Raw genomic sequence first — 12,174 nt, forward strand, 5'->3', positions numbered from 1 at the left:
CGGTCCGCATACGTGCGGTCGGTCGTTTCGTTTCAAGTATTTTAGTCTTCAAATAGAGTAATGAAGTCCAATCGTCCATTTCATGAACCCGTGCCGGTCATCACGATTGACGGGCCGACGGCATCTGGCAAAGGCACGGTCGCGCAATTGGTGGCGGCACACCTGGGCTTTCATTTGTTGGACAGCGGCGCGCTGTATCGGCTGGCGGCGCTGGCGGCGCAGCGCTACGGAGTGGGCAAGGACGACGTCGCCGCGCTGGTGGCGCTGATCGATGACCTGCATATCACCTTTCGCGAAGGCTGTGCGCAATTGGATGGTGTGGACGTCTCGACCGAGATTCGGCAGGAGGCCATCGGCAAGCTGGCCTCGGCGATCGCGGTACACGCGCCGGTGCGCGGCGCGCTGGTGGCCCGACAGCGCGCGTTTCGCAAGCCGCCCGGCTTAGTCGCGGACGGCCGCGACATGGGCACGGTGATTTTTACCGACGCGGTATTGAAGGTGTTTTTGACGGCAAGCGCGGAGGCCCGCGCGCAGAGGCGTTATAAGCAATTGATACAAAAAGGGTTTTCTGCTAATATCGATGACCTTCTGCGGGATCTGCGCGAGCGTGACGCGCGCGATGCGAATCGCGCAAGCGCGCCGCTCAAGCCAGCGGCGCATGCGCGCCTGCTCGACACGTCCACGTTGTCGATCGGCGAAGCGGTTGACCGGGTCGTGGCTTGGTACCAGCAAATCGAGCCGGCCACCGGTGCCACGAACGCGGGCCATGGCCGGCAAGGCCCGCAGGCATGAGCGTTGCGGCTATACCGCGACGGATCGGGCAGTCATGCATCGGCGGTGAGGCTTCGTAGTGCCCGATGCAATGGTAGTGAATAGCAGTACCGTAGGTATTCCACGGTGACGTGGGATGTATTTTCAACCCTTAACCCCGCATGCGGTCGCTGGCGATCATGAAGCCGAGTCCCGCCCCATGCACCATTTCATTTTTATGTCCGACCTGCAAACCTCTAACCCGAATACTGAATCTTTTGCGGCTCTGTTCGAAGAGTCGCTGACCCGCCAGGACATGCGCGCAGGCGAAGTGATCTCTGCCGAAGTCGTGCGCGTTGACCACAATTTTGTGGTCGTCAACGCGGGTCTGAAGTCTGAAGCCTACATTCCGATCGAAGAGTTCCTGAATGATCAGGGCGAGGTTGAGGTGCAGGCGGGCGATTTCGTATCGGTCGCGATCGACGCCCTCGAGAACGGCTATGGCGATACGATCTTGTCGCGCGACAAGGCCAAGCGCCTTGCTTCGTGGCTTGCGCTTGAAAAGGCGCTGGACAACAACGAGCTTGTGACCGGCACGATTACCGGCAAGGTTAAGGGCGGCATGACCGTGATGGTCAACGGCATCCGTGCGTTCCTGCCCGGCTCGCTGGTTGACACCCGTCCAGTCAAGGACACGACGCCGTACGAGGGCAAGACGCTCGAGTTCCGCGTGATCAAGCTGGACCGTAAGCGCAACAACGTCGTGCTGTCGCGCCGCGCGGTGATCGAAGCCACGCAAGGCGAAGAGCGCGCGAAGCTGCTCGAGACGCTGAAGGAAGGCGCGATCGTCAATGGCGTCGTGAAGAACATCACTGACTACGGTGCGTTCGTTGACCTCGGCGGCATCGATGGCTTGCTGCACATCACCGACATCGCGTGGCGTCGTGTGCGTCACCCGAGCGAAGTGCTGTCTGTGGGCCAAGAAGTGACCGCGAAGATCCTGAAGTTCGATCAGGAGAAGAATCGTGTGTCGCTTGGCATCAAGCAGCTCGGCGACGATCCGTGGGAAGGCATTTCGCGTCGCTACCCGTCCGGCACGCGGCTGTTCGGCAAGGTCACAAACATTACCGACTACGGCGCGTTCGTCGAAGTCGAGTCGGGCATCGAAGGCCTCGTGCACGTGTCCGAGATGGACTGGACCAACAAGAACGTCGCGCCGAGCAAGGTGGTGCAGCTCGGTGACGAAGTGGAAGTCATGGTGCTCGAGATCGACGAGGACCGCCGCCGTATCAGCCTTGGGATGAAGCAATGCAAGCCGAATCCGTGGGATGACTTCAGCCGCAACTTCAAGAAGGGCGACAAGATCACCGGCGCAATCAAGTCGATTACCGATTTCGGCGTGTTCATCGGCCTGCCGGGCGGGATCGATGGCCTGGTGCACTTGTCGGACCTGTCGTGGAGCGAATCCGGCGAGGAAGCGGTCCGCAAGTACAAGAAGGGCGACGAGGTCGAGGCCATGGTGCTCGGCATCGATGTCGAAAAAGAGCGCATCTCGCTGGGTATCAAGCAGCTGGAAGGCGACCCGTTCAGCAACTTCGTGGCGATGAACGACAAGGGTTCCATCGTCGATGGCACGGTCAAGGCCGTCGATCCGAAGGGGGCCGTGATCCAGTTGAGCGTCGAGGTCGAAGGCTATCTGCGGGCGTCGGAAATCGCGCAAGATCGTGTCGAGGACGCACGCAATGTGCTGAAGGAAGGTGACAAGGTCAACGTGATGGTCATCAATATTGACCGCAAATCGCGCGGCATCCAGCTGTCGATCAAGGCGAAGGACTCCGCGGAGCAGCAGGAAGCGATGCGTGGCCTGCACGCCGACAGCAGCGCGGCTGCCAGCGGCACGACCAATCTCGGTGCGTTGCTCAAGGCAAAGCTGGACGGTCAACAGAACCAGTAAGGCAGCATGACCAAATCCGAGTTGGTCGCTCAACTGGCGCTGCGATTTCCGCAACTTGTCCTAAAGGATGCGGATTTTGCAGTCAAGGCGATGCTCGACGCGATGTCCGACGCGCTTGCCAATGGTCATCGCATTGAGATACGCGGCTTTGGCAGCTTTGCACTGAATCGTCGTCCGGCCCGGGTCGGACGCAACCCCAAGTCTGGCGAACGAGTCCAGGTCCCGGAGAAATGGGTGCCGCACTTCAAGCCGGGCAAGGAGTTGCGTGAGCGGGTCGACGGCAAGGCCGGCCAACCGATGAAGGCCGACAGTGTCGAGGCGTCGGACGACACATGACGTCAATATCGGGATAAGGCCTGCTGTTTCGGCAACCATGGAAAAAGCGCCAAATGGCGCTTTTTCTTTTATTAGCATCGCACGATGCCGGCGGCTTTGGCGGCCAGGTGTGGCCAAACAAGCACGCCGTTGGGCGCGCCAGTAGGTGAGTGCGAGCGCTTCCATTACAATACGGGCACTTTTCCCGGCCCCCGGCCACGGTCCGGTTCCCTGTCACGGCCCGGCCACCCGATGCGCGGGTGCGGGGCGTTTGTCCAATTCGCTGGCGATTCGCTGTCCGGTCGCCGTCATCGAGATTGCCCATGAAGCTCATTGTCTGGCTGATCCGCGTCATCGTATTCGTGTTGCTGTTGGTGCTGGCGCTTGCCAACACGCAAGGTGTGACACTGAACTTCCTGGCCGGCTATACGTGGAATGCGCCGTTGATCGTGATCGGGCTCGCATTTTTCGTGGTCGGCTTGCTTGCTGGGCTGATGTCGGCGCTGCCGGCGGTCCTCCGGCTGCGGCTCGAAAACGGCCGGCTCAGGCGCGAGCTGAAGACGGCCCGGCAGACGCCGGCGACGGTGGACGAGCCGCCGATGCCGCCGATCATCTGACGCGTCCGGCACGCGCATGCTCAACGAATCACATTCATGGATCTTGATTTTTGGTGGTTGCTCATCATTCCGGTGGCCTTCGGGCTGGGCTGGGTCGCGGCCCGCTATGACCTGAAACACCTGTTGTCCGAGAGCGCGAACTTGCCGCGCTCTTACTTCCGGGGCTTGAATTTCCTGCTCAATGAGCAACCGGATCAAGCCATCGATGCGTTCATCGAAGTGGTGAAGCTAGATCCGGAGACGACCGAGCTTCACTTTGCCCTAGGTAATTTATTTCGTCGGCGCGGCGAGACGGAACGCGCGATCCGGGTTCATCAAAACCTGCTTTCGCGCGAGGACTTGCCAGCCAACGAGCGCGACCATGCGTTGTACGAGCTTGGCCAGGACTTCCTGAAGGCCGGGCTGCTCGATCGGGCGGAAGAGACCTTCCAGCGGTTGCACAGTGGCGGCTACGCACTCGGTGCGTTGCGGGCATTGTTGACCATTTTCGAAATCGAGAAGGACTGGCACAAGGCGATCGAGGCGGCGCAACGGATTGAAGCGATGGGCGTGCCGCCGCTGGACAAGGAGATTTCGCAATTCCACTGCGAGCTTGCGCAGGAAGCGTTGCAGCACAAGCGGATAGACGAGGCACGCAACGCATTGCAGCAGGCGCTGCGGTGCAACCCGCAGAATGTGCGCGCGACGATCCTGAGCGGCGATGTTGAGATGGCGTGTCACGAGCCGACGCGGGCGCTCGAGCATTGGCGACAGGTTGAGCAGCAGAATCCCGCCTACTTGCCACTGGTTGCCGACAAGCTGATGCAAGCGTATGCGGCGACCGGCCAGTCGGCGCAGGGCGCCGCGCTGTTGACGCGCTATGTCGAGGCGTATCCGTCGAACGATCTGCTCGACGCCGCCTACAAGCACATCGCCGAGTTGCGCGGCGCGCAGGCCGCGCATGCGCTGGCGCGTACGCAGATGCAAAAGTCGCCCAACCTGGCGGGCATGACGCGGCTGCTCGAAGCGCAGATCGCGGTGGCCGACGAGCCGCGCAAGAGCGAACTGGAACTGATGCGCACGTTGATCCAGCAGCGCACGAAGAACCTGCCGCGATATACGTGCCAGAATTGCGGTTTCCGGGCGCGGCTATTTTACTGGCAGTGCCCCGGCTGCAGCGGCTGGGAAACCTACGCGCCGCGGCGGGTCGAGCCGATCGTGTCGGCCAACTGACGATGCGCGACACGCCGATTGTAGTCGGCGTGCGGCGCGCGGCCCTGGCAAAAGGACCGTGAACCTCATCGGATTTGAATAAGCATGAAAATCACCATAATCGGCACGGGCTATGTTGGCCTGGTCACTGGCGCGTGCCTGGCGGAGCTGGGTAACGATGTGTTCTGCCTGGACGTGGATCCGCGCAAGATCGAGACTTTGAATGGCGGGGGCGTGCCAATCCACGAGCCGGGGCTTAAGGAGCTGATCGATCGCAACCGTGCGGCGGGGCGGTTGCGGTTCTCCACGCAGGTGGAGGCAAGCGTGGCGCACGGGGATGTGCAGTTCATCGCGGTGGGCACGCCGCCGGACGAGGATGGCTCGGCGGACCTCCAGTACGTGCTGGCGGCGGCGCGCAATATTGGCCGGCACATGCAGGGTTTCAAGGTGATCGTGAACAAGTCAACGGTGCCGGTAGGCACGGCCGAGCGGGTAGGGGCGGTGGTGGCCGATGAGTTGGCGCGGCGCGCAGTGGGACACGGTTTCTCGGTGGTGTCGAATCCGGAGTTCTTGAAGGAGGGCGCGGCGGTGGACGATTTCATGCGCCCGGACCGGATCGTGATCGGCAGCGACAAGGACGAGGCCGGCAAGTACGCGCGCGAGCAGATGAAGCGGCTATACAAGCCGTTCAACCGGAACCACGAGCGCACGATGTACATGGACGTTCGCTCGGCGGAGTTCACCAAGTATGCGGCCAATGCAATGCTGGCTACGCGGATCTCGTTCATGAACGAGCTGGCGAACCTGGCGGATCGGGTGGGCGCGGACATTGAGGCGGTGCGCCGGGGGATCGGTTCGGACCCGCGCATCGGTTACAGCTTTCTGTACGCGGGGGCGGGCTACGGTGGCTCGTGCTTTCCGAAGGACGTGCAGGCGCTGATGCGCACGGCGGGCGAGTATGGGTGCCCGCTGCGGATCCTGGAGGCGGTGGAGGCGGTGAACGAAGCGCAAAAGAGTGTGCTGGTGGACAAGATCACGGCGCGGCTGGGACAGGACTTGAACGGGCGCGCGGTGGCGGTGTGGGGTCTGGCGTTCAAGCCGAATACGGATGACATGCGCGAGGCGCCGAGTCGCACGTTGATCACGGCGCTGCTCAGGCGCGGGGCGACGGTGCGCGCATACGACCCGGTGGCGGTGCAGGAGGCGCGGCGGGTGTTGGCGCTGGATCTGCGAGATGAGCCGCAAGCGCAGGCGCGGCTGTCGTTCGCCAACACGCAAGCCGAGGCGGTGGACGGCGCGCACGCACTGGTGATCATGACCGAGTGGAAAGCGTTTAAGAGCCCGGACTTCAACGCGCTTAAGCGTGCGCTGCAGGCGCCGTTGATATTCGACGGACGCAACCTGTACGAGCCCAATGCAATGGCCGAGCTTGGCATCGAATACCACGCGATTGGTCGCGGTGCGGTACCGGCCAATGCGATGCCCGGCGAGGTGCAGCGTGTCTGATCAGCCGATTTCGCGTTCCACGCTGCATGCCGCGACCGAAGCGGCTACCCACGACGCGGCGCACGCGTCGCAGCAAGTGCCGACCGTGCGGCGGCCACGGCTCGCCGCGTCGCGCGTGCTGGTCGTCGGCGACGTGATGCTGGATCGTTATTGGTTCGGTGATGTCACACGAATCTCGCCGGAGGCGCCGGTGCCCGTTGTCCACGTGCAGCGCACGGAGGATCGTCTGGGCGGTGCCGCGAATGTCGCGCGCAACGTATCGGCGCTTGGCGCCCAGGCGGGGCTACTGTGTGTGGTGGGACACGACGAGCCGGGCGAGCGTATCGTCGAGTTGCTCGGCCAGAGCAGCGTGAACGCCCATCTGGAGCGCGATCCCGCGTTGCCAACGACGATCAAGCTGCGCATCCTGTCGCGCCAGCAACAATTGCTGCGGATCGATTTTGAAAAGACGCCGGCACATGAGGTATTGCTGGCGGGACTGGTGAAGTTCGAGACGCTGCTGCCCGGCCATGACGTCGTGTTGTTGTCCGATTACGCGAAAGGCGGCCTAACCCATGTGACGCGCATGATCGAGACCGCGCGGGCGGCGGGTAAGCCCGTGTTGGTCGATCCGAAGGGGGATGACTGGGAGCGCTACCGCGGTGCTACGCTGATCACGCCGAACCGGGCGGAGTTGACCGAGGTCGTCGGCCGCTGGAAGTCCGAAGCTGACCTGCATGCGCGCGTGGATGCCTTGCGCGCCTCACTGCAGCTTTGTGCATTGCTGCTGACCCGTTCGGAGGAGGGCATGACGCTGTTTACCGATGCCGGCGTACTGCACGAATCGGCGCGCGCACGCGAAGTGTATGATGTGTCGGGCGCGGGCGATACGGTCATCGCGACGCTGGCGGCCATGCTCGGCGCCGGCGTGCCGCTTATCGAGGCGGTTCGCCATGCGAATCGCGCCGCCGGCATCGTGGTCGGCAAGCTCGGTACCGCGACCGTGAGCGACGACGAACTGTTTCCCGACCCGCCGGCATTGGCCTAGTGTACGGCCCATGCCTGACCTAATTCCACGGATACGCAATTTATGACCATCATCGTTACCGGCGCGGCCGGTTTCATTGGCAGCAATATCGTCAAGGGATTGAACGAGCGCGGCGAACGCCGGATCATCGCCGTTGACAATCTGACGCGCGCGGACAAGTTCCGCAACCTCGTCGATTGCGAGATCGATGACTACATCGACAAGCGCGAGTTTGTCGAGCGCTTGCGCCGTCATGACTTCGGCAAGGTGCGTGCGGTATTCCACGAAGGCGCGTGCTCCGACACCATGGAGACGGACGGGCGCTACATGATGGACAACAATTTCACGTACAGCCGCGCGGTGCTGGAGGCTTGCGTCGCGCAGCGTGCACAGTTCCTGTATGCATCGTCTGCAGCGATCTACGGCGGCTCAACGACGTTTGTCGAGGAGCGGGGTGCTGAAAGCCCGTTGAACGTCTACGGCTATTCGAAGTTTCTGTTCGACCAAGTCGTGCGACGCATGCTGCCCGAGGCAGCAAGCCAGATTGTCGGCTTTCGCTATTTCAACGTCTATGGTCCTCGCGAGACGCACAAGGGACGCATGGCGTCGGTGGCGTTCCACAACTTCAACGAGTTCCGTGCGCAACGCCACGTTAAGCTGTTCGGTGAATACAACGGCTATGCGGCCGGCGAGCAGACACGGGATTTCGTGTCTGTCGAGGATGTCGTTAAGGTGAACCTGTTCTTCTTCGATCATCCGGACAAGTCGGGCATTTTCAATCTTGGCACGGGCCGTGCGCAACCGTTCAACGATATCGCGATGACGGTTGTGAACACGTTGCGCGAGCTTGATGGCAAGCCGGCGTTGCCGCTTCCCGAGCTGGTTCAGGATGGCACGATCGAGTACATCGCATTTCCGGACGCGCTGCGCGGCAAGTACCAGTGCTTCACACAGGCCGACCTCACCAAGCTGCGTGCCGCCGGCTATGACGCGCCGTTCCTGACCGTGCAGGAAGGGGTGGCGCGCTACGTGCGCTGGCTGAACGGCTGACTGCGGCGGCACCCTCGTCCTGCGTAGACTGGCATCCTGTGCCGGCGATGTCCGCCGGCACAAGTTCGTTGGGGGATTCGATGGGTACGCTTCTCAATACGCTGAACGCGTCGCGCATGGCGGTGGTGCTGTGGCTGGCCGCGAGCCTGGCTGTGGCGTCGCCCCGCGTGGAGATTAACGCTGCGGATGACGCGATGCTGCAGGCGATCCACGGGATCGGTCCGTCCACTGCGCAGGCAATCATCGAGGCCCGGGACGCGCAGGGTCCGTTTAGCAGTGCGGACGACCTTGTGCGACGCGTCAAGCGCGTGGGGGCGAAGTCGGTGGCGAAGTGGCAGGCACAGGGCCTGATTTTCGATGCCGCGCCGCCGCAGTGGCACTGCGCGCCCGCGGTTCCGCTTTACAATAAAAAATTGCCACATTCCCGTGCAAGTGCAGCGATGGCTTATAAAACAATTCAAGACACAATCGGCAACACGCCGCTCGTTCAACTGGCCAGGCTGCCTGACGACGATATCCGCAGCCGGGGCAACGTGATTTTGGCCAAGCTTGAGGGAAACAATCCCGCTGGATCGGTGAAGGACCGTGCCGCGCTGTCGATGATCAGCAAGGCTGAGCAACGTGGTCGCATCCAGCCCGGGGATACGCTGATCGAGGCGACTAGTGGCAATACGGGCATCGCGCTGGCGATGGCTGCAGCGATTCGAGGCTACAAGATGGTGCTGTTGATGCCGGAGGATCTGTCGGTCGAGCGCCAGCAGAGCATGGCCGCGTATGGCGCGCAGATCGTGCTGACGCCGGTCAAAGGCGGTATGGAGTATGCACGCGATTTGGCCGAGCAAATGCAGCGCGACGGCAAGGGCGTGATACTCGACCAATTCGCCAACCCGGATAACCCGGTTGCACATTATGAGGGCACCGGGCCGGAGATTTGGCGTGATACCGATGGGCGTGTCACGCATTTCGTCTCGGCCATGGGCACCACCGGCACGATCATGGGTGTGTCGCACTACCTGAAGGAGCAGAACGCGCGCATCGAAATCATCGGTGCGCAACCGGACGAGGGTTCCCGTATCCCGGGCATTCGCAAGTGGCCAAACGCGTATTTGCCGAAGATCTTCGACCGCGCGCGCGTGGACCGCATCGAGCACGTAAGCCAGTCGGCATCGGAGGCGATGGCGCGCCGGATGGCCGCCGTTGAAGGCATTTTCTGCGGCATTTCATCCGGTGGGGCCTGCGAGGTGGCGCTGCGCATCGCGCGGCAAACGCAGAACGCGACCATCGTGTTCTGCGTTTGCGACCGCGGCGACCGGTACCTGTCGACAGGCGTGTTCTCCGTATAGCCGCTACTGCAGCGCGGACGGTGTGGCAAACGCCGCTGGCCGAGGGGTCGTCGCGCAAAGGGCTTGCATCTGCGCCTTGACCCGTTCGCCCAGTTGATACACCGCCAGTGCATAAAAGAAGCTGCGGTTGTAGCGGGTCAACACGTAGAAATTCCTTAACCCGAGCATATACTGCGTGGGTTGTCCGGGGGTGGGCAACTCGACCACGGTCACGGGTGTTCCAGCTTCGCTCGCCGTATCGATGCCGCGTTCATCGAGCAGCATGCCGGCGCGCAACAGTTGTTGCAGCGCCCAGCGGGGTTCGGCCTGCCCGTCTGCGGCGGCCTGCGCAATGCCAATGCTGCCGGCATCCGCGCGAATATGCCATACAACCGGCCGGCCGCTTTCCCAGCCGTGCTGTTTCAGATAGTTGGCGACGCTGCCGATGGCATCGGCCGGGCTGTTGCGCAAGTCGATACGGTGATTGCCCTCGTAATCAACCGCGTATCCGATGATGCTGGTCGGCAGGAACTGCGGGATGCCGATCGCGCCCGTATAGGAGCCCAGCACCGTGGTCGGCTCGATGCCGGCACTGCGAGTCCAGACCAAAAAATCTTCTAGGTTCTTGCGGAACAACGCCATGCGTTGTGTGCGATTGGGTGTGTCCGGATAATCGAATGCCAGGGTGGTCAGCGCATCGAGCACGCGGAAGTTGCCCATGTACCGGCCATACAATGTTTCGACGCCGATGATGCCGACAATCACTTCCGGCGGCACGCCGAATTGTTCGCTGGCCCGTTGCAGCACCGCCGCGTTCTGCTGCCAGAACTTTACCCCCGCGTTGATACGCACCGGTTCAATGAAGCGTGCTTGGTATGCTTGCCAATTCTGGATCGTCGGCGTCGGCGCGGGAAGCACTAGCTTGACTGCGGTTTTCGAATACACGGCCTGGTTGAACAGCGCGTGCAGCGCGTTTGAATCGAAGTCGTATCGGGCGACCATTTCGTTGATGAACGCATCGACATTCGGATTGGCCGCATAGCGCTGCGGCACGATTTCCTCCTCGAACGCCTGACCTGGTGGCACCGGCGCCTCCGGTTGCGCCTGGGCGACGATCATCGGCCGTGAGTCGCTCGGCGCCGCGCTGATCGGCGCGGCGAGCGCTGCACCCTGCGCGGTGGCGAGCCAGAGCAGCAACGCCTGCGGTCCGCGGGTCATCACGCGGCTGGATCTCGATTGAGAACGGGGACAACGGCGGCACATCAGTAGATCGAGCAAGACGGTCATGGCAAGGCGTGGCAAGTAAAGCGGCGAACGAATACGGCAGTGCGTCGGTGTTGTCCAGGCAATGCGCCGATGCGCAAAGGGCGGCACGCCGGTTGGACAGGGTCAACGCAGTATAACCGAGGGTGGTGTGGTAACTTAATCAGAGGGTCGCCGCATGCGGTGGCCGGGACCCACAAGAAGGCGGCGCGTCGCGGGCGCGTTCATGACCCAACCGACCGTATTGCGATGGCAACAGGTTTTTTCACCCACCCGGAGTGTCGGCTGCACGAAATGGGGCAGGGGCATCCGGAATGCCCGGCGCGCTTGTCCGCGATTGAGGATCAGCTGATCGCCAACGGCATCGATCCGCTGATCCAACACGAGTTGGCCCCATTGGCAGACGAAGCGTCGCTTGCGCGGGTCCATACGCGCGCGCACATCGATTTCGTGCGCGACACCGCACCTGAGCAGGGCTATGCGGAAATCGATGCTGATACACAGATGAATCCTCATAGCTGGCGGGCGGCGCTGCGCTCCGCCGGTGCATCGGTGGCGGCCACGGACGCGGTCATGGCGGGCCGCTACGACAATGCCTTTTGCAGTGTGCGCCCGCCCGGCCATCATGCCGAACCGGCTCGGGCAATGGGTTTTTGCTTCTTCAACAATGTCGCGATCGCGGCGCGTCATGCGTTGGACGTGCACGGGCTGGCGCGTGTGGCGATCATCGACTTCGACGTCCATCACGGCAACGGAACCGAAGCTGTATTCGCCGGCGACGAGCGGGTGTTGATGTGTAGCTTCTTCCAGCATCCTTTCTACCCGTTCAGTGGTTTTGACAATCAGGCGCCGAACATGGTGAACCTGCCCCTGCCGGCTCGCACGCGGGGCATGGAGGTACGCGAGGCAATCGACTTAATCTGGCTGCCACGGCTTGATGCGTTCCGACCGCAGATGATATTCGTATCGGCCGGCTTTGACGCGCATCGCGAGGACGAACTTGGCAACATGGGGTTGGTCGAGGATGACTACGCATGGATTACGCGGCAAGTGCGCGATGTCGCCGTGCGTTACGCGCATGGGCGTATCGTCAGTTGCCTGGAGGGCGGCTACAGCTTGTCGGCGCTCGGCCGCAGCGTCGTCGCACATCTGAAAGCGCTGGCCAATCTGTAGCGCCTATCATCCATGGATCGGCGGCAT

At 62.3% G+C, this 12,174-nt stretch carries 11 protein-coding genes and 1 pseudogene; 11 read left to right on the plus strand and 1 reads right to left on the minus strand.

Annotated features, from left to right (window positions below; all coding sequences use genetic code 11):
- The first annotated feature begins 60 nt into the window (after nt 1-60).
- The 10 genes and pseudogenes from cmk to cysM all read left to right on the plus strand — a co-directional run bounded on the left by cmk (nt 61) and on the right by cysM (nt 9,732).
- On the plus strand, nt 61-792 hold the full coding sequence (gene cmk, locus KPG66_RS02885) for a (d)CMP kinase (RefSeq protein WP_013434466.1): 732 nt from the start codon (nt 61-63) through the stop codon (nt 790-792).
- Between the two features lie 178 nt (nt 793-970).
- Nucleotides 971-2,704, plus strand: a complete 1,734-nt coding sequence (gene rpsA, locus KPG66_RS02890) for a 30S ribosomal protein S1 (protein WP_332415119.1) — start codon at nt 971-973, stop codon at nt 2,702-2,704.
- 6 nt (nt 2,705-2,710) lie between these two features.
- The gene (locus KPG66_RS02895) at nt 2,711-3,040 is read left to right on the plus strand and encodes an integration host factor subunit beta (RefSeq protein WP_013434468.1); all 330 of its coding nucleotides are present in this window, start codon (nt 2,711-2,713) and stop codon (nt 3,038-3,040) included.
- A 302-nt stretch (nt 3,041-3,342) separates the two neighbouring features.
- The gene (locus KPG66_RS02900; RefSeq protein WP_041753133.1) at nt 3,343-3,636 is read left to right on the plus strand and encodes a LapA family protein; all 294 of its coding nucleotides are present in this window, start codon (nt 3,343-3,345) and stop codon (nt 3,634-3,636) included.
- A 36-nt stretch (nt 3,637-3,672) separates the two neighbouring features.
- Complete coding sequence (lapB, locus tag KPG66_RS02905) at nt 3,673-4,848, plus strand: lipopolysaccharide assembly protein LapB (RefSeq protein ID WP_237069961.1); 1,176 nt, start codon at nt 3,673-3,675, stop codon at nt 4,846-4,848.
- Nucleotides 4,849-4,932: 84 nt separating this feature from the next.
- Nucleotides 4,933-6,333 (plus strand): UDP-glucose dehydrogenase family protein, encoded by a 1,401-nt coding sequence (locus KPG66_RS02910; protein WP_237069962.1) that lies wholly within the window; start codon nt 4,933-4,935, stop codon nt 6,331-6,333.
- The gene (gene rfaE1, locus KPG66_RS02915) at nt 6,302-7,360 is read left to right on the plus strand and encodes a D-glycero-beta-D-manno-heptose-7-phosphate kinase (protein ID WP_083813422.1); all 1,059 of its coding nucleotides are present in this window, start codon (nt 6,302-6,304) and stop codon (nt 7,358-7,360) included. Before KPG66_RS02910 ends, rfaE1 begins: the two co-directional genes overlap by 32 nt.
- A 42-nt stretch (nt 7,361-7,402) precedes the next feature.
- Nucleotides 7,403-8,389: an ADP-glyceromanno-heptose 6-epimerase gene (rfaD, locus tag KPG66_RS02920; RefSeq protein WP_013434473.1), complete on the plus strand. Its 987-nt coding sequence runs from the start codon at nt 7,403-7,405 to the stop codon at nt 8,387-8,389.
- Between the two features lie 116 nt (nt 8,390-8,505).
- Nucleotides 8,506-8,715 (plus strand): annotated as a pseudogene (locus tag KPG66_RS17525) (ComEA family DNA-binding protein); the annotation flags it as partial.
- A 114-nt stretch (nt 8,716-8,829) separates the two neighbouring features.
- Nucleotides 8,830-9,732, plus strand: a complete 903-nt coding sequence (gene cysM / locus KPG66_RS02930) for a cysteine synthase CysM (protein WP_041754087.1) — start codon at nt 8,830-8,832, stop codon at nt 9,730-9,732.
- Between the two features lie 3 nt (nt 9,733-9,735).
- On the opposite strand, the gene mltB is transcribed toward cysM, so the two are convergent.
- Nucleotides 9,736-10,932, minus strand: coding sequence for a lytic murein transglycosylase B (mltB, locus tag KPG66_RS02935; protein ID WP_442929403.1), 1,197 nt, complete (start codon nt 10,930-10,932; stop codon nt 9,736-9,738).
- A 291-nt stretch (nt 10,933-11,223) separates the two neighbouring features.
- Between mltB and KPG66_RS02940 the strand changes: the two genes are divergently transcribed.
- On the plus strand, nt 11,224-12,147 hold the full coding sequence (locus KPG66_RS02940; protein WP_041753134.1) for a histone deacetylase family protein: 924 nt from the start codon (nt 11,224-11,226) through the stop codon (nt 12,145-12,147).
- Nucleotides 12,148-12,174 lie beyond the last annotated feature (27 nt).

This window comes from Mycetohabitans sp. B2 (genome assembly GCF_021733735.1).
GTDB classification, from domain to species: domain Bacteria; phylum Pseudomonadota; class Gammaproteobacteria; order Burkholderiales; family Burkholderiaceae; genus Mycetohabitans; species Mycetohabitans rhizoxinica.